This window comes from Nocardioides pakistanensis (assembly GCF_054781215.1).
The window spans coordinates 126,851-146,670 of record NZ_BAAGUV010000034.1; the positions used below are offsets into that span (position 1 = coordinate 126,851).

Sequence of the window (19,820 nt, forward strand, 5' to 3'; positions counted from 1 at the left end):
CCCAACCTTGGGCGGCGCGGTCAACGCGGTGTACACCAGCCGGTCGCCCGACATCCTCCTCGACGGCGCGATCAGGTCAGCCTGCGCTGCTGGTGTGGCCCCATGGACATGCGCATCAGTGTCATCGGCACTGGTTACCTCGGCGCGACTCACGCCGCCTGCCTCGCCGAGCTCGGCTTCGAGGTGCTCGGCGTCGACAGCGACCGCGACAAGGTGGCCATGCTCGCGGACGGGCGGGTGCCGTTCAGCGAGCCGGGCCTCGCGGAGCTCCTCGCCCAGCACGTGCGGACCGGCCGGCTGCGGTTCACCACCGACCTGCGCGCGGCTGCCGCGTTCGCCGACGTGCACTTCGTCTGCGTGGGGACCCCGCAGTCGACCACCGGGCCGGCCGCGGACCTGTCGGCGGTCGAGGCGGTCACCCGCGGTCTCGCCCGGCACCTCACCCGCGACAGCCTGATCGTCGGCAAGTCGACCGTGCCGGTGGGGACTGCCGACAGGCTCGCCGAGCTGGTCGCCGGGCTGGTCCCGCCCGGGGTGAGCGCCTCGGTCGCCTGGAACCCGGAGTTCCTCAGGGAGGGGCACGGCGTGGAGGACACGCTGCGCCCGGACCGTCTCGTCTTCGGCGTCTCCGGACCCGACGCGGAGTGCACGCTGCGCCGCATCTACGAGCAGCCGATCGCCGCGGGCAGCCCGGTGCACGTGACCGACCTCGCCACCGCCGAGCTGGCCAAGGTGGCAGCCAACGCGTTCCTCGCCACGAAGATCTCCTTCATCAACGCGATGGCCGAGGTCAGCGAGCGGTCGGGCGCGGACGTGGTAGCGCTGGCCGACGTCCTCGGCGACGACCCCCGCATCGGCCGCAGGTTCCTCGACGCCGGGGTCGGCTTCGGGGGCGGGTGCCTGCCCAAGGACATCCGGGCGTTCAGCGCGCGTGCCACCGAGCTGGGGGCGCACTCGGTGCCTGCGCTCATGCAGGCGGTGGACGCAACCAACGCCGGTGCTCGGCAGCGCGTGGTCGAGCTGGCCAGGACGCTGTGCGACTCGACCCTGCCCGGTCGCCGGATCGCCGTGCTCGGGGCGGCGTTCAAGCCGCACTCCGACGACGTCCGCGACTCCCCCGCGCTGGACGTGGCGGGCCGGCTGCACCTCGCCGGCGCCGAGGTACGGGTGTACGACCCGGAGGCGAACAACAACGCCCGCGCGGTGCAGCCTGCCCTGACCTACGTGGCGAGCGTGGAGGCCGCGCTCAACGGCGCCGACCTCGTGCTGCACCTGACCGACTGGCCGGAGTTCACCAGGATCGACCCGCACCGGGCCGCCGGGCTGGTTCGCAGCGCTCGGATCATCGACGGGCGCAACCGGCTGGACCGCGACCGTTGGGAGCTGGCCGGGTGGACGCTGCACGCCATGGGCAGGGGTCGGCTCGCCACGCCCGAGCCGGCACTGTCGGACCTGCCGGGTCAGCGCACGCCGCGGCGGATCGCGCTCGAGCTCACCTGACGGTGAGGGTGCCCACGGCCAGGCGCGGCAGGAACCGGCTGGCGACGTCGGCGGCCGTCCTGACCGCGGGCGCGCTGGTCTCCTCGGCGCTCGCACGCGGGATGATCCGCAGGCAGGCCCGGCTCGCGCGCCAGGTGATCGGCAAGCCTCTGGGCGAGGAGGCACTTCGCGCGGACAAGGTCTACAAGAAGGCGTACGGCGACCCGATCGACCTCCTGCTGCTCGGTGACTCGATCGCCGCCGGCCTGGGCGCGGAGACCCCCAAGCACACCCTGGGTGCCCAGCTGGCGCGGCGACTGGCGAAACGGACCACCCGCGCGGTCAGGTTGCACACGGCGGCGCACGTCGGGTCGGAGACGTCGATGCTGCGGGCCCAGCTCGCAGGCCTCCCGGCCGGCTACGCCGCCGACGTGGCCGTGATCGTCGTCGGCGGCAACGACGTCACCCACCGGGTGCGGACCGGTGTCTCCCGCCGTCACCTGGCCGAGGCCGTCGAGGCGCTGCAGGAGCAGGCCACCGCGGTGGTCGTGGGCACGTGTCCGGACCTCGGTGCACTGACCGCGGTGCCGCAACCGCTGCGCTCCCTGGCGCGGATCGCCTCCCGTCAGCTCGCCACTGCTCAGCGCGAGGTGGCGCTCGAGTACGGCGCTCGGGCGGTGTCGCTCGCCGACGTGGTGGGTCCGTTCTTCGTGGCCCAGCCGGACCAGATGTTCGCCATGGACCGGTTCCACCCCTCCGGGGCGGGATACCGGCGCACCGCCAAGGCGCTGCTGCCGAGCGTGCTGGCGGCTCTGGGCTACGAGGACGAGGTCCCGTTCGGGCACCACGGCCCGGCGCCCCGGCTGAGGCCGGTCGGACCCGGGCCCTGAAACGCCCGGCTCAGGAGCGCGGCGCGGTCGCCGTCTTCGGCGAGGGGCTGCTCCGGCCATCCGCCTCCGCGAGCCAGTGCCGGAAGTGTTCGGCCGGCATCGGCCTGGCATGCAGGTAACCCTGCGTGTGGTCGCAGCCCAGCGCCGCAAGCTTCACGAGGGTCTCCTCGTCCTCGACGCCCTCGGCGACGATCCTCAGGCCGAGATGGTGGGCCAGGTCGATCGTGCCGGCGACGATAGCGGCCGTGCGGGGCTCCTGGGCGACGCGCGCGGTGAACGCGCGGTCGAGCTTCAGCTCCTCGGCGGGTAGGTCGTTGAGGTAGGTCAGCGAGGAGTAGCCGGTGCCGTAGTCGTCGATGCTGATCGCGATCCCCCGCTCGGCGATCGTGCTCACCACCTCGAGGGCCAGCGACGGGTCGCTCATCAAGGTGGTCTCGGTGATCTCGAGCACCAGCAGGCCGGGGTCGATCAGCGCGTCGCGGGTGATCTCGTCGAGGAACGGCAGCAGGTCCGGGTGGTTCAGGCACGAGGTGGACAGGTTGACCGCCGCCCGCACCGGGAAGCCTGACTGCTGCCAGTGCGCCACCTCCTGGGCGGTACGGCGCAGGACGATGCCGGTCAGCTCGGGCATCAGGTCGTGCCGCTCGACCAGGTCGAGGAACGCGTCGGGGTAGAGCAGCCCGTGCTCGGGGTGGTCCCATCTGACCAGGGCCTCGGCCCCCACGACGGTCCCGGACGTGACGTCGACCTGGGGTTGGAAGGGCACCACGATCTGCTCGCGGTGCTGCTCGGTGGAGTCCGCGCCGATCACCGCGTGCAGGTCCTCGAGCAGGTCGTGCTCGCGGCGCGCTCGGACGTCGGCGTGCTCGTCGTACGTGTTCACCCCGCCGCCTGCTCGCTTGGCGACGTACATCGCCGCGTCCGCGCGCCGCATCAGCTCCTCGCTGGAGCCGCCGACCAGGTCCGTGCCGGCGACACCGATGCTGGCTCCGAGCCGGGCCCGGCGACCGTCCACCTCGACCGGGTCGGTGCAGGCGGCGAACAGCCCCCACGCCGTCTCGGTGGCACGCTTGGCAGCGGACCCGCGCAGCAGCACGGCAAACTCGTCACCGCCGATCCTGGCCAGCACGGTGCTGCCGGTGAGGTCGGCCTGCAGCCGGAGCGCGACGATGCGCAGGACCTCGTCACCAATGCCGTGGCCGTAGCGGTCGTTGACCTGCTTGAAGCGGTCGAGGTCGATGATCAGCAGGGCCGCCGGCTGCCGGCGCTGTTCGGCCTCCTCGAGAGCCGCGGTCAGCGCGCGCCGGTTGGCCATGCCGGTCAGGTCGTCGGTGAGCGCCTCGTGCCGGCTCAGGGCCAGCTCGGCCAGCTCACCGACGAGGCGGACCATCCGCAGGGCGCTGCCGACCGCGGCGATTCCGGCGAACACCGTGGTCGACTCGCGTCCGACCGTGTCGGCCAGGCCGTTGGCGATCAGGACCCCGACGCTCACGGCCAGGACCACGAGTGCGCCGATCGCGGGCGCTTGCGAGGTCGCCCGCTGCGGTGCCGGCCGCACCGGCACCGCCAGTGAGCCGAGGCTCAGCGTGGTGACCAGCAGGATCCAGCCGCCCTGCACGGACAGCTGGGTGAGCCGGGCGTCGCCGCTCGAGGCGGTGAGGACGGTGCCGAGAGTGACCGTCGCGGTCACTCCGGCCAGCATCCAGACCCGGCGGTCGCTGCGCAGGCCGCCGAGGTTCGCGATGGTGACCGTCGTCCCGAGCACCACGATCAGAGCGCCGACCTGACTCAGCCACAGGGAGAGCTGCAGGTCCGGCCACCGGCTCATCGGCGCCTCGACGCTGCGGATCAGCAGTCCGCCACCGGCGACGGCCACGGCGACCGCGCTCAGACCGTTGAGCCAGTCACCAGGGTCGGAGGCGTAGGTCTTGAACCGGTTCCAGTGCAGCACCCCTTGATAGAGCAGCACCGCGGCCGCGCCCGTCCCTGCGGCGATCCCCAGACCGACCATCCGGTGCCCGGCATCCTGGCCGAGCCCCAGAACCGCCTCGAGGACGAGGCCGAGGCCCGTCGCGGCCGCCGTCCAGGCCGCCCAGCGCCACACGTGGCGCTCCCGTCGGTCCCTCCTCGCTCGCCGCCTCAGCCAGACGGCTTGCACCAGGCATGCCGCGGCCGCGACAAGGGCGACCAGATTCCGTGAGGACGCCGGACCGGTCACCAGAAGAACAGCACCGAGCGTGGCGACGACTGCCACCACGCTCTGCTGCACGACGCCTCGGTGCACCGGCCCCTCCCCCATGTTCCGCCTGCCTCATCGGCCTCGACCGGGCCGACCTGAGCCGAAGCAGCGGCGGAGGATGGAGGTTGGCGGGTCATGGACCGACGCAGCGCAGACTAGGGGCGGTCGGTGAAGGCCTCGCAACCGTAGAAACGGTCCCGCGGATCCAGCGTCTCGCCGCGGTAGATCAGGTCCTCGCCGGGTCCGCAGAACACCACGTCCCGTCGTCCGTCGACCCCCACGAAGACCGCGTCGTCACCGGACCCGAGGTAGACCCGGTCCCGGCCCGGCCCCAGGTAGACGGCGTCGCCGCCGCGCCCGCCGACCAGCACGTCGTCGCCGATGCGGTCCTCCAGGGTGTCGGTGCCGGCACCGCCGATGATCGTGTCATCGCCGCCGTTGCCGGCGATCACGTCGAAGCCCGGACCACCGAAGATCAGGTCGTCCCCGCGGCCGCCGAGCGCCTCGTCCCCGGACGGGCCGAGCAACACAGGGTTCTTGCCCAGGTAGATCACGTCGTGGCCGTCACCGCCCAGCACCCGGTCCGCCCCGCGCCCGGAGCTGATCAGGTCGTCCCCGTCGAGGCCGGCGATCCGGTCCCGGCCGTCCGTCCCCGTCAGCTCGTCATCACCGGGCGTGCCGGTGATCTCCGCGGCGAGTGCCGGGACCGCGATCCTGATGCAGAAGGCGGCACACGCGGTCGCGCCGACGAAACGAAGTCGTGACATGGACCTCTCCCCTCGTCTCCGGGTCCACGACCGGCGACGGCGGCCGACCACGGGCCTCCCTCGTCCCATCGTCACGCGGGCACCGCCTGCCCTCCCAGGGTCGAACGACCCCGGGCGGGGTGCGGGGTAGGTTCGATTCATGGTTGCGACGTACACGCTCAACGACGGACGCGAGATCCCGAGGGTCGGCTTCGGCACCTACCCGCTGCGCGGCGACGACGGGGTCGAGGCGGTGCTCAGCGCGATCGAGGTGGGCTACCGGCTGCTCGACACGGCGGTGAACTACGACAACGAGCGGGAGGTCGGCGAAGCGATCCGACGCTCCGGAGTGCCCCGCGAGCAGCTGTTCGTCACCAGCAAGCTCCCGGGCAGGCACCACGGGTACGACGACGCCGTGGCTAGCACCCGCGAGTCGTTGGACCGGCTCGGTCTGGACTACCTCGACCTGCACCTGATCCACTGGCCGAACCCGAGCGTGGGCAAGTACACCGAGGCGTGGCGCGCCCTGGTCGACCTCCGCAAGGAGGGGCTGGTCCGCTCGATCGGGGTGTCCAACTTCACCGACGAGCACCTGGCTCGCATCATCGACGACACGGGGGTGACCCCGGCGGTGAACCAGATCGAGCTCCACCCCTACTTCCCGCAGGAGCGGATGCGACAGGTCGATGCCGACCTCGGGATCCGCACCGAGTCATGGAGCCCGCTCGGCAAACGGCAGGCGCCGTTCGCCGAGCCGCCCGTGGCCGCCGCGGCCCAGGCGCACGGCGTCACGCCGGCCCAGGTCATCCTGCGCTGGCAGCTGCAGCTGGGCTGCCTGCCGATCCCCAAGTCGGCGACGCGTGCACGGCAGGTGGAGAACCTCGACGTCTTCGGCTTCGAGCTCTCCGACGATGAGGTCGCAGCGATCACCTCGCTGGCCCGTACGGACGGCCGGCTCTTCGGCGGCGACCCCGACACGCACGAGGAGATGTAGCCCCGCGGCAACTCAGAACAGCACGGCGTCCTGCTGGCTGCGCGGGTTCGCGTGCGCGGCGAGCACCGCCGCCTCGACCTTGGCCGTGGGCCCGGCGATGAAGACGTACTCGGTGTTGCGCAGGTGGGAGACCTTACCGACCTTCTCCCCCGACGGGTTGAAGATCCCGATCTGCGCACCCACGTAGCGCTTGGAGTCGAAGGCGACCAGGCGGACGTCCTCGTGGCCGGCCTCGCGCAGGGAGTGCATCATCTCCTCCGCGGTGATCCACGACTCGTCGTTGTAGGAGACGACCACGACCTCCGCCTTGGCGCGGTTGATGACCTCCGCCAGGGCGGGCGCCATCTGGCGCCGCATGTTGAACCGGCTCTTCGTCGAGTCGTCGCGGCTGTCAACGCGCTTGCAGGCGACGCCGTAGTGCTCTGGCTCGTCCCACCGCACCAATGTCTCCCAGATGTGGTAGTTGGTGAAGTACCGGTGCTGGTTGTACGGCGGGTCGAGGTACATCAGGTCCACCGGCTCGAGGCTCTCGACCGTTGCCAGCGCATCACCGCGGATCGTCGCTCCGGGGCCGGGCAGCAGCTCGGGACGGCGCAGCTCGAGGTCGTTGAACGACCGTGGGGCCCACTGCTTGAGGTAGGCCATCTGCACCCCGGTCGTGGAGTCGACCCGGTCGGCGGCCAGCATCAGGCTGGTCAGCAGCACCGGGAACAGCGGTGAGCCGCGGTGCTCGGCCTCGAGCGCACGGCGGATCGCGTCCACGCGGGCGCCGTTCTTGGGCTGGAAGAACCTGGACGCCTCGCAGAACGTCTCGGTGAAGTACCCCGGCTCACCCGGCAGCGAGTTGAGACGCTTCAGCTCGTTGTCGAGCTCCTGCAGGTCGACGGAGTCGGCGTCGGTGGCGATGTAGCAGTCGCTGAGGATCTCGCTGTAGGTGGCGACGTCGGTCGCGGTGACGAAGATCCCACGCCGCTTGAACTCCTGGGCGACGCGGGTGGTGCCGGTGAACAGATCGACGGCGGTGCGTGCCTCCACGCTCTGCGCGATGTCTCCCAGGACAGGCACCAGCGTGCGCTTGGAGCCCAGGTACTTGATCATGACCGAACCCTACGTCCGGGCGCCGACAGATCCGGCCGTGCCTCGCCGTTCCAGGCCGCTACTGGGGCAGCTCCTGCGGCGCTTCCGGCTCGGTGTCCATCAGCCACCTGGTCGCCAGGTCGGCGAGGAAGTCGGCCAGCGCGTCGAGGTCGTAGTTCACCCAGCAGAAGTAGTGCCCGTCCTCGAAGTACGCCGGGTGCTTGAGGGTGTACCGGTCGTCGAACGCCAGGTTCTCGCACATGACGGTGACGAAGGGGTGGTAGTCGTAGCCGGTGTGCTCGTGCAGCAGCTTGTAGAACTGCACGGTGTGGTGCTTGCAGGCCCGCTCGTCGGCGTTGCCCGCAGGGCCCTGTTTCTTGACCTCGAAGTACATCTTGCGCCCGGTCGGCAGGAACGTGATCGCCGCCTCCGGCACGACGCCGTACCTGCCCGAGATGATCTTGGCCAGGTCGCGCGGGTGGTCCTCGACCTTCCACTCGTCCGGGTCGAGGATCTTGTTCAAGGCGGCCACAAAGTTCTGCTCGGACTCGCGGAACGTCCGGTCGTGACCGGGCTGTCTCGCGCGTGCCGACAGCCTGGCACTGTCCATACCCATGTCGTGCCTCCTTGACCCGAGGAGGGAGTCTCCCCAGTCAGCGGCGAGACGTCAATCCGGTGAGACGTGAGACGTTGGCACACAGGCACGGACGACGTGGGCTGCGGCTGTTGAGCCCAGGGGCTTGAACCCTCGAGGCTGTGCCCACTTCGCGAGCGCTGAGGCGATGCGTCCTGACCTGGGAGAAAGCCTGGTAGGGCGGGTGGGACTCGAACCCACGACCCAAGGATTATGAGTGAAGGATCGGCGTTCTCAGCCGGTCTCAATCAGGCTCAGTTGAGCGTGAATCGGGGCCTGAACGGGGTGTCCGATGCCCCCCAGTTCTCACTGGTTCTCAGTCGTCTGGGGGGCGAACTGGGGGACGGAAGGGGGGTGGCGTGATGGAGGCCAACGTTCACGGCCACTCGGTGCGCCTCCTGGCCACCCACCAGGCTCCCGGCGTACTCCTGGACACCTGGGAGGACTTGGGGGAACCGGCGGGCTCCCTGTGGCGGGTCGGCGTCGTGGTGACGGTCCAGGAAGGCCACGACCTGGTGAACGGGTCCAGCGGCGTGTGGGACCCGTTCATCCCTGGCCAGGTCTGGGCGATGGCGTACGACGACCACCCCGACGACGACCCAGTGGGACGGTTCCAGGAGGCGATCCGGCAGGAGCAGGAGCGAGCGGCGGAACGGCTCGGCGGCCCACTCCACTTCGACCAGGAATGGCCCTGAACCTGCACCCCTGAACGAGACAAGGCCCCCGGCGGGAACGACAACCGCCGGGGGCCTTCGTGCGCCAGGAGAACGACACGACCCGATCCGCTGGTGACGCTACCCGGCACCGCCGACAGGTTGAGCACGGTGCGTGTCGTCGTGCCAGCCGCGTTGGGCGCTGGTGGTGCCACCCCAGATGCCGAACCGCACGTCCAGCGCCAGGGCGGCCCCCAGGCACTCGACCCGGACGGGGCAGCGACGGCAGAACCCCAGGGCGTACTCCGCCACCTCCCGGCCCCGAGCGGTGACCCGTTCGGTGAACCAGGCGTCCGGGTGCGGGGACTTCCGGCACTCCGCCCGCTCCCGCCAGTCGCCCACGGTTCAGCCCCGGTCCTTGTTCCGCACGGCCTCCTTCAGGAGCCGGTTCATGGCCTGGTGTGAGGTGCCGCCCGCGTCGGGCTGGTTCTCCGGGCGGTTCCCCTCCCCGGCGTTGGCGTCCACTCGTCGCCTGGTCGGGGTCTGGCCCTCCTGGTGGCCCTGGGTGCCGGTGCCGGACCCCTGGCCTCCCTGCTGTCCCTGCTGGGCGGCCTGGGCGGTCTCCTGGCGGCCCTGCGCGTCGTCGGCTGGGTCTCGGCCTGCCAGGAGGCCCACGAACGCCTCCAGGGCGTGCTTGGGGGTCATGGCCTGCCGAATCCAGCCGTTCATGTCGCCGTTGGTGCTCACACGCCACCCCCGGAGGTGAGAGCGGCCCCCACCTGTCCCCAGTTCTGCTGGTCCGGTGGGACGTGCCTGCCGGGGCGGCGGGGCTCCACGGGTGCCGGGGGCTGGAGGGCGCGGTTCAGGGCGGCGAACACGTCAGCCACGGTGTGGTCGTAGCCGTTGGGTCCCTTCAGGCCCTGCACGTAGCCGGTGGTGCCTGCGTTGCCGCCCTTGTAGGAGGTGGGGCGTCCGTCGCGGAGCGCCTTCCGCACCCACGCCACCTGGGCGTTGGTCTCCTGAATGGAACCCAGGAGGTCGGCCAGTTCACCCAGCAGGACCAGCGCCTTCTTCCGGCCCTCCGCCACGTCCGCCTCCAGGGCGGCCACCCGGTCGGTGCCCTGGTCCTCCAGGAGGTCCTGGATGGCGTCCTCGGTGCGCTGCACCGCCACCCGGAGGGCGTCGCCCTCACGTCGCTTGTCGGCGGCGGCCTTGTCGTGCGCCTGGGTGTGCTTCTGACCGGGGTCGCCCTTGCCGTCCAGGAGCGCCTGGGCGTACGCCTCCCGGTCCTTCTCCAGGGCGGTGTCCCTGGTGCGGTCCAGCCGGTCCGCCTCGGTCATGGCGTCCCGGTAGCGGGCCTGGAGGTCGGCGTGCTGGGCGGTCAGGTGGGTGAACTCGGGCCAGTCGGTCACGTCGGGGTAGATCAGGGCGGCCAGTCGGTCTCGTGCCATCGGTGTTCTCCTGTTCGGTGGGTAGTTGTGGGTACTTCTCGGGTGGCCGGTCAGGCGAGGTGGAGGGGGTCGCCCATCTGGTCCACCAGGGCGGCCACCTCGGCGCGGCGGCGTTCCCCTCCGACCTTCACGGCGGCGGCCTCCAGAGCGTCGGGGGTGACGGGTTGCCCCAGGTCGGCCTCGGCGTCCCGGACGAACGCCAGGAGCCCCGCCAGGGCCTCCGAGCGGGCCACGGCACGTTCCAGGACGGCCCGGGTGACGGCCAGTTCCCCCTCCAGCCAGTCGGCCAGGACAGTCGTCGCGGTCGTCGTGCTCATGTCGTTTCGTTCTCCTGAATCAGTTGGTGATGTGGACGTAGTGGCGGGTCGAGTGGAAGCCACCCCAGACGGGCCTCGGGTGGGCGGGGATCGTCAGCCCGCTCGGGGTGGCCACCCAGTCCTCCGGCGGCGGCCTCCGGGTCGGGTCCGACGTGCGGCCCGTGTCCATGTCGGGGGTGAGCGCCAGCGCCGCGAACGACAGCGACAACGCCAGGTCGTCGTGGCCTGTCCCGGCGGCGGCGATCCGCACCCCACCGTTCTGGGTGGCCTGCGCCTCCAGGCCCGCCAGTTCCCGCAGTAGTTGCGGCTCGTCGGGCAGCACCAGGGCGTTGCTGGAGAGCAGGTCCAAGAGCCTGCCGAACGCCAGTTCCTTCGACGCCTGGGTGGTGTTCACGCGGGTGACGCGCCACTCGCCCAGGGCGTCCTCCAGGGCCTCGGTGGCGGGTCCGCCCACGCCGTTGGTCTCCGACAGCACCTGCGCCACCTGGTAGCCCTTCGTGGTCCCTGGGTGGATGAACGGCACCCCGGTGTTCCCGGCGGTGAACCCACCCCGCCAGCCACGCCTGGGTGCGGCCTTGGCGACCCGGGCCACCCGGTCCACTTGCACCCGGTAACGGGCCTGGGAGGTCTCCAGCCACGGCAGGAAGAACACCGGGTGACCGTTCAGGCCGTAGTCGTCCACTACGCCCAGGAGGGTGACGGCGTGGGAGTCGATCCGGTTACCCCAGTCCGCGCCCAGGACCACCGTCCCGCCCTCCGCCTCATCGGGCGGCGTCAGGCAGTAGGGGGCTACGGCGGCCATCAGGTCGTCGCGGGAGAAGAACCCAGCCCCACCCTGCACGAACTCGCACTCGTACTCCGTCCTCCACCGGAGCGGGTCCATCGTGGACCGCATCAGGTCGATGTAGCCGGGGGTGATCCACCCGCCGTTGTCGGTGGACGCGTCGGCCAGCCGCCACCGGAACGTCTCCACGTCGTCGTGGCCGCCCTCCCCCTGCATGGCGAACCTGTAGAACAAGCCGCTGGCCTCCCACGCGGTGCAGGCCATCACCACCCGCGCCCCCTCCGCCTCCCTGGCGGTGATCGTCGGCAGCGCCGCACCCTCCAGCACGTCGTCCGACACGAACGCCGCCTCGTCCACCAGCAGCAGGTCCACCGTGAACCCACGGATGGCCCGCTCCGACGCGGGGACGGACACGATCTGGGAGCCGTTCCCCAGCAGCACCCGCTCCCCGGACTCCTCCACCACCTCCCCGGCCAGCAGCGGATGATCCAGGACCCGGCGCACCTGCCCCAGGAGCCGCCTGGAGGACCGCTCCCCAGCGGACACGATCAGCACCGTCTGGCCCGGACGCCGGAACGCCCACCACACCGCCAGCACCGACAGCGCCCGCGACTTCCCCACCTGCCTCGGCCCCACGACCACGGTGAACAGACGCCGAAGCGCCAGCGCCGCCACCTGCCACGGCGTCAGCGGATGCCCCACCAGGGCGGCGAACGTGCCAAGGTCGTCACGCGCCCGCGCCAGCCTGGAACCAGACACCTGAACGGAAGTCATGGGAGGCTCACCGCCATGAACGACGGAGACGGACACCTCGACGCATACGCCCGCGACCACCAGGGCCACGAACACGACACGTTCGTCATCAGCGCCCAAGACATGCAGGACGCCGACCGTCTCCAGCACCTCCTGAACAGAGCCTCCCAGCGCACCCAGTCGTCGTCCGAACGAGTAGACCGAGCCGCCGCCCGACTCGGAGAAGCCATGGCCACCCACGACCAGGTAGCCATCAAGGCCAGGCAACTGGAGTACGACGTAGCGGCGTCAGTGTTCGACGGCTGGCTGAGCCACCAGGACCGCCTACTCCGCCAACTCGGGCACCTCGACATGCTGGCGAGCACGGCGGCAGCGAACGCCCACTCCGCCGCCATGGTCCGCTGGACCAAGGTCCTGGCAGCCGCCACCATCGTCCTGGCGGTCGCCACCCTCGCCCTCATCTGGGCGACGCTCACCACCTGACCCATCACGCCTCCCCGTCCTCCGCGTCCATCTGCGCCCACACCTGAGCCAGAGACACCCGCGACGCGGCCACGTCCTTCCCCAGGCGGGCAGCCGCCAGCGGAGACAGGCCCAGCCGGTCCCGGTGCCGCTCGATGGCCCGCTCCACCCGCTCCAGCAGTACGGCAGCGCCCCGCACCTCCCCGTTCTCCGCCAACTCCAGCGGCGTCCCCTCGGTGGCGTGCTCGGTGAGCCAGGTGACCAGGCGTTCACGCTGGGCCAGCGCCCTGGCCAGGTCCATCACCGCGCCCCGGTAGCGGGGCTGGGCCAGGTAGTCGGGCAGTTCCCCGGCGTCGGCCATCCCCTGGGCTATCTCCCGCGCCCTGGGCTCCACCAGGCGCTCCGAGTAGGCCCCGTGCTTCAGGGACAGGGTGTGCCCAGGCTGGAACGGCTCCCAGGAGTAGCCACGGGCGGGCAGGCCGGACGCGGGCTGGTTGTTGGGGGCTGGGGTGTCCCTGCCGTCGTGCCCGGCGGTCACTCCGCCACCTCCCCGCTGGGGGACGACTGGGGGACGTACCCCTCCTGACCTGCGGAAACAGGGGCCGGAAGGGATGCCCAGTCCTCTGCCCGGTCGGCGGTCAGGTCCCAGGTCAGCAGGCCAGCGGCAGCGGTCACGGCCCACACCCACGGCACGGTGCGCAGGTAGACGCGCATCATCCCCCCGTGCAGACAGGCCGCCCACGGCCTGACGGACGGCCCTACTTCGGCGTGGTGCCTGGCGGCTTCGGTGGTGGTCATGGGTCACCACACGTCGCTGGGCTTGGTCGGGGTGCCCCATGGGTCTTGGGGTTGGGGTGACTGGGTGCGCTGAGCGGGTCGTCCTGGCGTCTGGAGTCCACGGGCGAGGGTGTCGGCGGTGATGCCGTGGTAGGTCTTGCCGTTGTGCTCCCGCTGAGTGAGGCGTCCGGTGACGGCCACCAGGTCGCCTTTGGTCAGGTGCTCGGCGGCGGCCTCGGCCAGGTTGCGCCAGGCGGTCACGTCCAGCCAGGTGGTGTCTCCGTCCTCCCAGTCTCCGGAGGGTGTGCGGCGTCGGTCGGTGCAGGCGATCCGGAGGGAGGCGACGGCGTGGCCTGCCTGGGTGTACCGGAGTTCGGGGTCTGCTGCGAGTCGCCCGGTGGCGGTGACGGCGGGGAGGCTCATGGTCAGTTGCTCCTGGTGTGGGTGACTCGGTGGATGGGGCACCGTTCGCCTACGCGGACCTTGGCCTGGCAGGGCTTCCCGGTGGACTTGGTGGCGGCTCCGCAGATGGTGCGGAATGGGTTGTGGTGCTCGTGGCCTGCGCAGTTGCGGCAGGCGCATCCCTGGGGGGCGTCGTCGCCTTCGGGGGACAGGAGCCAGTAGGCGGTGGTGCCGTCGGGCTGGACGCCTTCGGCCAGGCGGTAGCCGTTGTCCAGGGGGACGACGGTGAGCGGCAGCGTGGTGGTCTCCCGCTTCTGTTGGCGCTTCTGGTCGTTGCTCATCTGGTGCTCCCGCTGGTGGTCGTGGTCGCGTCGTCGCTGCTGAATCCACCGCCGTTGGCCCAGTGGTCGGCGTTGGCGTCCCGGACGATGGATGGGCGTCGGCGGCGGCGTGCCCCCCTCTGGGGGGTTGGGGGGCTGGAGGTGGTTGGCTCGGTGGGCTCGGTATGTGGGGGTCCAGGGACCGTGAGTTCCACCGTGAGTTCCGCCGTGAGTTTCGGCATCTCACGGTCGTGACGCCGTGAGTTCAGGGTGGACATGTCGGACTCGTGGCCCTCGGCCTCGGCGGCTTCTAGCGCCCAGTCGGGCAGGGTGAGGTCCCGGAGTGACCCACGGGCGCTGGCCCCGGTGCCTCCACCGCGCTTCACCGTGGCGACCAGGCCAGCCCGCTCCAACCTCCGGAGGGAGTCCGTCACGGTGTCCTTGTGGATGCCCAGTTGCCTGGCCAGCGTGTAGGTCATCGGTCGCGCCCCGTGAGGGGTGCCGTGGTCTGCGTGCTCGGCCAGGGCGAGTGCCACCGTGTGGTCGGTGGTTGTGACCTTGCCCAGGCGGACGCCGCGCCGGACGGTGCGCTGCCACAGGAACACGTCCCACCGCTCACCGATGGCCCGCTGGGCACGCTCCAGGCGACTCACGGGGTATTCCCGAACAGGTCGGGCTGGGCGTCCGCCTCGGCTTCCAGGGCGGCCACCAGCGGCTCCAGGTCGGCGGGCTTCACGCGGAGGCGGCCCAGGTCGTCGGGGTGGGTGGGGAGGTCCCCGGCGTGCGCCATCTCGTACGCCTTGGAGCGGGACACCCTGAGCACGTCGGCGGCCTCGCCCAGGGTCAGGTACGGGGCCTGACGCCAGTTCCTGGTCACGACGGGCTCCCGGCGTGCTCGGGCTCGCCCTGGGGCTCGTACGGCAGGCCCACCAGGGCCAGGAGGCGCGGCGTTGGCACGCGGCGGGTCTTGCCCACGGTGATGACCGGCAGGGTGCCCTCAGCGGCGGCCCGGTAGGCGGTCGCGGTGCTCATGCCCAGGAAGGCCCCGGCTTGGGCGATGGTGACGGTCGTGCAGGCGCGGAGGTCCGCCACGGTGGGCGCGGTCACGACGGCCTCCCCATGAGTCCGTCCAGGACGGCCAGGTAGCGGATGGCGGCGTGGCCCCTGGGCTTCCGGATGCCGTTCTCCCAGTTGCTGATGGCGGCGTGGGTGACGCCGATGGCCTGGGCTATCTCCACCTGGGACACCCCGGCGGACACCCGCACATGCTTGGCGGTGCCGGTGGTGACCAGGTGCCTGACCCGCGCCAGGGCCACGGGGTCGGGTGCGGTCGTGGTCTCGTTCACGCCAGCGACGTTACATAGCGCGGACAGGCTCGTGTAGTCACTGGGAACACTTAGCCGTGTAGTCCGATGCCACGCCTACATGGCTCGTTCCTACATGCTCGTTACAGAACCGTGTAATCTAGGGGCATGGACACGACCAACACTGACTGGCCCCAGCGGAAGGCCACCCGCCTGGGTCCCTGGGAGGTCACCCTGTGGTGGCAGCCCGTGAACGGCTCACCCCAGGTGGTGGGCGTCGATATCCGGTCCTTCCACTCCAGCGACGACGGCGGACCTGGGGCAGCGCCGAACCTGCGCCAGGTGGGGGCATCCGACGACGGGACGACCACCTACTACGTGGGTGGGGAGCCCCGGGAGTTCACCGGCCTGGAGCCCATCGACGGGAACGCCTTGGCGGTGGTGACCAAGGCCCTACTTCGGGACCTGCCGTGGGAGTCGTTGCGGGAGAACACGCGGCGGAACCTCCGCTGGGAGGCCGTGGGGGCGGAAGCCCTGGCGGTGGACCCGGCGGCCAAGGCGAGGGCCAGGGAACGCGCCAAGGCCCTCCGGGAGCCCATGCGGGCCTCCTACCCGCCGGAGCACTGGGAGGACGTGGCGAGGGTCTACAACGACGCGGTGGCGCGGGGTGACCGGCACCCCACGGCAGCGGTCAGGGATCAACTGATCCCGGCTCGGGTGGAGCGTGACAGGGCGAGAGCGCGGACCACGGCAGCGAACTGGGTCAGGAAGGCCAGGCAACTGGACCTGATCCCTAACGACAGGAGGAAGCGATGACGAACCACGGGAGAGGCCCCAGTGGGGTCGTGAAGGAACGCCACGGGAAGCACTACCCGGTGGTCCGCTACTACGACCAGGAGGGCAAGCGACGGGAGCGGTGGCTCCCCGCCCACAAGACCAAGACGGCGGCTAGGAAGGCCCTCCGGGACGCCCTGCACGCCCAAGACCACGGCACCTGGCAGCCCTCGGCAGAACCCATGACGTACGGGCAGTTCCTGACCGGGCGGTGGCTCCCCAGCCTCCAGAACCAAGTCAGGGAGACGACCCTCACGGGGTACGCCAGGCACGTCCGGGTCTACCTGGTGCCGCAACTGGGTGGCGTCCGCCTGGACCGGCTCACCGGGGCCGACCTGGCCGCGTTCTACGGGCGACTCCGCCAGGAGGGCGTGAAGGGGAAGCCGCTGGCGGAGAACACGGTGGCCCGGATTCACGCCACCGTGTCGCGGTCGCTGGCGGACGCGGTGGAGGCGCGTCTGCGGACGACGAACCCAGCGCGTGACCTGCCCAGGAACGCCAGGCCCAAGCAGGGCCGATCCGGTGGGGTGACGCTCCGCTACTGGACCGCCGACCAACTGGGTGCGTTCCTGGGGCACGTCCAGGCCCAGGAGGCCCGGTTCTACCCGCTGGCGAGGCTGGCGGCGTACACGGGCATGAGGCGCGGTGAGGTCGTGGGGCTCCGCTGGCAGGACGTGGACCTGGACGCGGGCCACCTGTCGGTGCGGCACACGATCACGGCGGTGGACGACCCGAACGGCGGCGGCATGAAGGTGATCCACGGGGAACCAAAGTCGGGGAAGGGACGACGGGTGGACCTGGACCAGGAGACGGTGGCGGTCCTGAAGTCGTGGAAGGCCCAGCAGGCCCAGGACCGGCTGGCGCTCGGCGGCGCGTGGCCCGCTCACGGCCTGGTGTTCACCCGGGAGGACGGGGGTCTGTTCCACCCGGACACGGCCTCCACCGTGCATGACCGACTGGTGAAGGCGACGGGTCTGCCCCGGCTCACGTTCCACGGGCTCCGCCACACCCACGCCACGATCCTCCTGGCCAACGGGGTGCCGGTGAAGGTGGTGTCCGAGCGGCTGGGGCACGCCACGGTGCAGATCACCCTGGACACGTACGGGCACGTCATCCCCGGCCTTCAGGGCCAGGCGGTGGACGTGTTCACCAAGGCGCTGGGGGGTGCGTGATGGGGGACGCCGGAACCAACTGGGGGACGAACTGGGGGGCGAACACCCCATTCCCCGGAACGGAACAGGCCCTGGCCCACGTTTCCGCAGGTCAGAAGGGTAGGGCGGGTGGGACTCGAACCCACGACCCAAGGATTATGAGTCCTCTGCTCTAACCGACTGAGCTACCGCCCCGTGACAGCCGGCGGCGTCCCTGCCGGCGCGGACGGCAGCCTACCGTCCGTGACACCCCTCCCCCACGCGCGGTACGGCGGGGCGCAGCCGACGCGACCAGCCTGTCGGAACCGACGGCACGCTGCCATGCTCGGACCATGACCGAGACGCAGCGACCGGACCTCGAGCACGTGGCCGAGGACTGGCAGACCGCCCTGTGCGTGGTGGCGCACCCCGACGACATGGAGTTCGGCGGCGCGGCCGCGGTCGCCCGATGGACCGGGCAGGGCAAACGCGTCGTGTACTGCATGCTCACCAGCGGAGAGGCCGGGATCGACGGCATGCACCCCGACGAGGCGCGGCAGGTGCGCGAGGCCGAGCAGGTCGAGTCCGCGCGCATCGTCGGCGTCGACGAGGTGGAGTTCCTCGGCCTGGTCGACGGGGTCCTGGAGTACGGCGTGCCGCTGCGTCGCGCGATCGCCGGCGTCGTACGACGGCACCGCCCCGACATCGTCGTGACCAACAACTTCCGCGACACCTGGGGCGGCCGGGCGTTGAACCAGGCCGACCACATCGCGACCGGGCGGGCCACGCTGGACGCGGTCCGCGACGCGGGCAACCGGTGGGTGTTCCACGAGCACATCGAGAACGGGCTCGAGCCGTGGGGCGGGGTCCGCGAGGTCTGGGCGGCGGGTTCTCCCGAGTCGCGACACGCCGCCGACATCACCGACACCTTCGACCGGGGCGTTGCGTCGCTGGAGGCGCACCGGGCCTACATCGACGGCCTCGGCTGGGCGGACTTCGACCCCGAGGAGTTCCTGGCCGGGATGTCGCGCGCGACCGGAACCCGCCTCGGCGTGCGGCACGCTGCCCCGTTCGAGGTGTTCTCGATGGGGTGGGGCGACTAGCTCAGCCGCGGACCACCAGCGACAGCGGCAGGCCGGGGCACTCCATCCGCTGCCGGACCGAGTCGAGGTCGCAGATGGTCCCCGGGGCCAGCCGGTGGTCGGCCGAGACCATCGTCCGGCCGTGGTCGCCGACCAGCGTGGCGCCGGCCGTGCTGAGCGTGCCCAGGAGCAGGTTCTCGAGAGTCTCGACGAGGATGTCGGCGCCCACCACACCGACCGTGCGGCCGCCGACGACGACCGGGGCGGTGCACGTGACGACGTACTCGTCAGTGCAGACGTAGTCGACGTAGGGGCCGGTCACGTGTCGCCGGCCGGTCTCCTGTGGCACCCGGAACCACTCGCGCCGGGTGTAGTCGAACGGGTCTCCGCTGGCGGGGGCGTCGGACTCGCCGAGCAGCTGCTGGTCGTCACCCTGCCACCACGCGAGGTACAGCTCGCGGTCCACCAGGGCGTCACGCCCGGCGACGTAGCCGGCTCCGAGCACCACCCCACGGTCCAGCAGCGCCCGCGCGGGGGGCTCGACCACGGTCAGCACCGCGGCGGCGTCGACCTCGCCGCCGGCGAAGAGGTCCTCCAGGCGGGCGCGCATCCGGTCGATGTCGGCGAACAGCCCCTCGAAGAGGGCGCTGACCTGCTCCAGTGCGGGACCCAGGGTCGCAGTCGTCGTCGGCATGTCGATCACTTCCTCGGCCGGTGGCGGGGGTGAGGCCCGTCGGTCATCGTCGCACCTCGAGATGCCTCTCGACCACACGCGCCATGGCATCGTCCACGTGCCGGTGCACCACCGAGCGGGCGGCGGCACCGTCGCGGGCCTCGATGGCCTGGACCAGTGCGGCGTGGCGGTCGGCGGTCTCATCGCGGAAGTCGCGGTCGGCGAACGGCAGCCGGAGCACCGCACCGAAGTCGGCCTCGAGGCGGACCACCTCGCGGGTCATCCGGGCGGACTGGGTGAGCGCGGCCACCGACAGGAACAGCTCGGAGTCGGCGTGGCGCCATCGGGCGACGTCCGGCTCGTCGGCGGGCACCAGGAGGTCGCGCAGGTCCCGCACGTCGGACTCGTCCGCGCGCTCGGCGGCGAGCTCGGCGCAGCCGGCCAGGATGATCCGGTAGACCGTGCCTCGGTCGCGTAGCTCGACTCGCGACATGGCCGCCAGCCGGCTGCTGAGCAGGTTCTCGTCAGGGTGCTTGGGTCGGGTGACGAAGCTGCCGCCGCCGCGGCCCCGCACCGTCGTGACCAGCCCCTGCGCGCGGAGCGCGACGAGCGCCTCCCTGGCGGTCACGGTCGCCACTCCGAGCATCGATGCCAGCTCGGTCTCGCTGGGCAGCCGCTCCCCGTCGGCGAGTAGACCGGCCCGGATCGCCTCCGCCAGTCGCTGCTCCACCCGGGCGGCCCGGCCGGGGTCGCCGAGCGGGGCGAACACCGCCGAACGGGCGCGCGAGGCGTGGCGGGTGGCCCTCCCCATCGACATTC

27 protein-coding genes and 1 tRNA gene are annotated in these 19,820 nt (G+C 71.4%); 8 read left to right on the plus strand and 20 right to left on the minus strand.

Going from position 1 to position 19,820, the window contains the following annotated elements; genetic code table 11:
* Positions 1–102: 102 nt before the first annotated feature.
* A complete protein-coding gene (locus ACYVIH_RS14060) occupies positions 103–1,500 on the plus strand; it encodes a UDP-glucose dehydrogenase family protein (protein ID WP_460870082.1) in 1,398 nt (465 codons plus the stop codon).
* Positions 1,501–1,502: 2 nt separating this feature from the next.
* On the plus strand, positions 1,503–2,369 hold the full coding sequence (locus ACYVIH_RS14065; protein ID WP_460870083.1) for an SGNH/GDSL hydrolase family protein: 867 nt from the start codon (positions 1,503–1,505) through the stop codon (positions 2,367–2,369).
* A 10-nt stretch (positions 2,370–2,379) separates the two neighbouring features.
* Here the strand turns inward: ACYVIH_RS14065 and ACYVIH_RS14070 are convergent, their stop codons facing one another.
* Both ACYVIH_RS14070 and ACYVIH_RS14075 read right to left on the minus strand, forming a co-directional pair.
* On the minus strand, positions 2,380–4,473 hold the full coding sequence (locus tag ACYVIH_RS14070; RefSeq protein ID WP_460870084.1) for a putative bifunctional diguanylate cyclase/phosphodiesterase: 2,094 nt from the start codon (positions 4,471–4,473) through the stop codon (positions 2,380–2,382).
* Between the two features lie 290 nt (positions 4,474–4,763).
* Entirely contained in the window at positions 4,764–5,375 is a 612-nt protein-coding gene (locus ACYVIH_RS14075) for a calcium-binding protein (protein ID WP_460870085.1), read from the minus strand.
* Positions 5,376–5,514: 139 nt separating this feature from the next.
* On the opposite strand from ACYVIH_RS14075, the gene ACYVIH_RS14080 reads away from it, so the two are divergent.
* Positions 5,515–6,348: an aldo/keto reductase gene (locus ACYVIH_RS14080; protein WP_460870086.1), complete on the plus strand. Its 834-nt coding sequence runs from the start codon at positions 5,515–5,517 to the stop codon at positions 6,346–6,348.
* 12 nt (positions 6,349–6,360) lie between these two features.
* Here the strand turns inward: ACYVIH_RS14080 and ACYVIH_RS14085 are convergent, their stop codons facing one another.
* Together ACYVIH_RS14085 and ACYVIH_RS14090 are read right to left on the minus strand one after the other, a co-directional pair.
* Positions 6,361–7,446 carry a DNA adenine methylase gene (locus ACYVIH_RS14085; protein WP_460870087.1) on the minus strand — a complete coding sequence of 362 codons (1,086 nt, stop codon included), beginning with the start codon at positions 7,444–7,446 and terminating at the stop codon, positions 6,361–6,363.
* Between the two features lie 58 nt (positions 7,447–7,504).
* Entirely contained in the window at positions 7,505–8,041 is a 537-nt protein-coding gene (locus tag ACYVIH_RS14090) for a PDDEXK family nuclease (RefSeq protein WP_460870088.1), read from the minus strand.
* A gap of 380 nt (positions 8,042–8,421) precedes the next feature.
* On the opposite strand from ACYVIH_RS14090, the gene ACYVIH_RS14095 reads away from it, so the two are divergent.
* Positions 8,422–8,754 carry a hypothetical protein gene (locus ACYVIH_RS14095; RefSeq protein WP_460870089.1) on the plus strand — a complete coding sequence of 111 codons (333 nt, stop codon included), beginning with the start codon at positions 8,422–8,424 and terminating at the stop codon, positions 8,752–8,754.
* Between the two features lie 99 nt (positions 8,755–8,853).
* On the opposite strand, the gene ACYVIH_RS14100 is transcribed toward ACYVIH_RS14095, so the two are convergent.
* Genes ACYVIH_RS14100 through ACYVIH_RS14120 form a run of 5 tightly spaced genes read right to left on the minus strand, consistent with a single transcriptional unit; the run spans position 8,854 to position 12,038 of the window.
* On the minus strand, positions 8,854–9,114 hold the full coding sequence (locus ACYVIH_RS14100) for a WhiB family transcriptional regulator (protein ID WP_460870090.1): 261 nt from the start codon (positions 9,112–9,114) through the stop codon (positions 8,854–8,856).
* Positions 9,115–9,117: 3 nt separating this feature from the next.
* Positions 9,118–9,441: a hypothetical protein gene (locus tag ACYVIH_RS14105; protein WP_460870091.1), complete on the minus strand. Its 324-nt coding sequence runs from the start codon at positions 9,439–9,441 to the stop codon at positions 9,118–9,120.
* Between the two features lie 14 nt (positions 9,442–9,455).
* Positions 9,456–10,163 carry a hypothetical protein gene (locus ACYVIH_RS14110; RefSeq protein ID WP_460870093.1) on the minus strand — a complete coding sequence of 236 codons (708 nt, stop codon included), beginning with the start codon at positions 10,161–10,163 and terminating at the stop codon, positions 9,456–9,458.
* A gap of 50 nt (positions 10,164–10,213) precedes the next feature.
* Positions 10,214–10,480, minus strand: coding sequence for a hypothetical protein (locus ACYVIH_RS14115; RefSeq protein WP_460870094.1), 267 nt, complete (start codon positions 10,478–10,480; stop codon positions 10,214–10,216).
* A 19-nt stretch (positions 10,481–10,499) separates the two neighbouring features.
* Positions 10,500–12,038: a terminase large subunit domain-containing protein gene (locus ACYVIH_RS14120; RefSeq protein ID WP_460870095.1), complete on the minus strand. Its 1,539-nt coding sequence runs from the start codon at positions 12,036–12,038 to the stop codon at positions 10,500–10,502.
* Between the two features lie 15 nt (positions 12,039–12,053).
* Between ACYVIH_RS14120 and ACYVIH_RS14125 the strand changes: the two genes are divergently transcribed.
* The gene (locus ACYVIH_RS14125; RefSeq protein WP_460870096.1) at positions 12,054–12,500 is read left to right on the plus strand and encodes a hypothetical protein; all 447 of its coding nucleotides are present in this window, start codon (positions 12,054–12,056) and stop codon (positions 12,498–12,500) included.
* 4 nt (positions 12,501–12,504) lie between these two features.
* On the opposite strand, the gene ACYVIH_RS14130 is transcribed toward ACYVIH_RS14125, so the two are convergent.
* From ACYVIH_RS14130 to ACYVIH_RS14165, 8 genes are read right to left on the minus strand one after another with little or no spacing between them, the layout of a single operon-like run.
* The gene (locus tag ACYVIH_RS14130) at positions 12,505–13,017 is read right to left on the minus strand and encodes a hypothetical protein (protein ID WP_460870097.1); all 513 of its coding nucleotides are present in this window, start codon (positions 13,015–13,017) and stop codon (positions 12,505–12,507) included.
* A complete protein-coding gene (locus tag ACYVIH_RS14135; RefSeq protein ID WP_460870098.1) occupies positions 13,014–13,277 on the minus strand; it encodes a hypothetical protein in 264 nt (87 codons plus the stop codon). Before ACYVIH_RS14135 ends, ACYVIH_RS14130 begins: the two co-directional genes overlap by 4 nt.
* A 3-nt stretch (positions 13,278–13,280) precedes the next feature.
* Positions 13,281–13,679: a single-stranded DNA-binding protein gene (locus tag ACYVIH_RS14140; protein ID WP_460870099.1), complete on the minus strand. Its 399-nt coding sequence runs from the start codon at positions 13,677–13,679 to the stop codon at positions 13,281–13,283.
* Positions 13,680–13,681: 2 nt separating this feature from the next.
* The gene (locus tag ACYVIH_RS14145) at positions 13,682–13,999 is read right to left on the minus strand and encodes a hypothetical protein (protein WP_460870100.1); all 318 of its coding nucleotides are present in this window, start codon (positions 13,997–13,999) and stop codon (positions 13,682–13,684) included.
* A complete protein-coding gene (locus ACYVIH_RS14150; RefSeq protein ID WP_460870101.1) occupies positions 13,996–14,631 on the minus strand; it encodes a hypothetical protein in 636 nt (211 codons plus the stop codon). Before ACYVIH_RS14150 ends, ACYVIH_RS14145 begins: the two co-directional genes overlap by 4 nt.
* Entirely contained in the window at positions 14,628–14,855 is a 228-nt protein-coding gene (locus ACYVIH_RS14155) for a helix-turn-helix domain-containing protein (protein WP_460870102.1), read from the minus strand. Before ACYVIH_RS14155 ends, ACYVIH_RS14150 begins: the two co-directional genes overlap by 4 nt.
* Complete coding sequence (locus ACYVIH_RS14160; protein ID WP_460870103.1) at positions 14,852–15,085, minus strand: helix-turn-helix domain-containing protein; 234 nt, start codon at positions 15,083–15,085, stop codon at positions 14,852–14,854. Before ACYVIH_RS14160 ends, ACYVIH_RS14155 begins: the two co-directional genes overlap by 4 nt.
* Positions 15,082–15,324 carry a helix-turn-helix domain-containing protein gene (locus ACYVIH_RS14165; RefSeq protein ID WP_460870104.1) on the minus strand — a complete coding sequence of 81 codons (243 nt, stop codon included), beginning with the start codon at positions 15,322–15,324 and terminating at the stop codon, positions 15,082–15,084. Before ACYVIH_RS14165 ends, ACYVIH_RS14160 begins: the two co-directional genes overlap by 4 nt.
* Positions 15,325–15,450: 126 nt before the next feature.
* On the opposite strand from ACYVIH_RS14165, the gene ACYVIH_RS14170 reads away from it, so the two are divergent.
* On the plus strand, positions 15,451–16,098 hold the full coding sequence (locus ACYVIH_RS14170; RefSeq protein ID WP_460870105.1) for a hypothetical protein: 648 nt from the start codon (positions 15,451–15,453) through the stop codon (positions 16,096–16,098).
* The gene (locus ACYVIH_RS14175) at positions 16,095–17,288 is read left to right on the plus strand and encodes a tyrosine-type recombinase/integrase (RefSeq protein ID WP_460870106.1); all 1,194 of its coding nucleotides are present in this window, start codon (positions 16,095–16,097) and stop codon (positions 17,286–17,288) included. The genes ACYVIH_RS14170 and ACYVIH_RS14175 overlap by 4 nt, the downstream gene beginning before the upstream one ends.
* Positions 17,289–17,388: 100 nt before the next feature.
* Here ACYVIH_RS14175 and ACYVIH_RS14180 read toward each other — a convergent pair.
* Positions 17,389–17,462: transfer RNA gene (locus ACYVIH_RS14180), tRNA-Ile, on the minus strand.
* A 137-nt stretch (positions 17,463–17,599) separates the two neighbouring features.
* On the opposite strand from ACYVIH_RS14180, the gene ACYVIH_RS14185 reads away from it, so the two are divergent.
* On the plus strand, positions 17,600–18,349 hold the full coding sequence (locus ACYVIH_RS14185; RefSeq protein WP_460870107.1) for a PIG-L deacetylase family protein: 750 nt from the start codon (positions 17,600–17,602) through the stop codon (positions 18,347–18,349).
* A 1-nt stretch (position 18,350) separates the two neighbouring features.
* On the opposite strand, the gene ACYVIH_RS14190 is transcribed toward ACYVIH_RS14185, so the two are convergent.
* Together ACYVIH_RS14190 and ACYVIH_RS14195 are read right to left on the minus strand one after the other, a co-directional pair.
* A complete protein-coding gene (locus tag ACYVIH_RS14190; protein WP_460870108.1) occupies positions 18,351–19,022 on the minus strand; it encodes a cache domain-containing protein in 672 nt (223 codons plus the stop codon).
* A gap of 43 nt (positions 19,023–19,065) precedes the next feature.
* Positions 19,066–19,812 carry a FadR/GntR family transcriptional regulator gene (locus ACYVIH_RS14195; protein WP_460870109.1) on the minus strand — a complete coding sequence of 249 codons (747 nt, stop codon included), beginning with the start codon at positions 19,810–19,812 and terminating at the stop codon, positions 19,066–19,068.
* Positions 19,813–19,820: the final 8 nt, after the last annotated feature.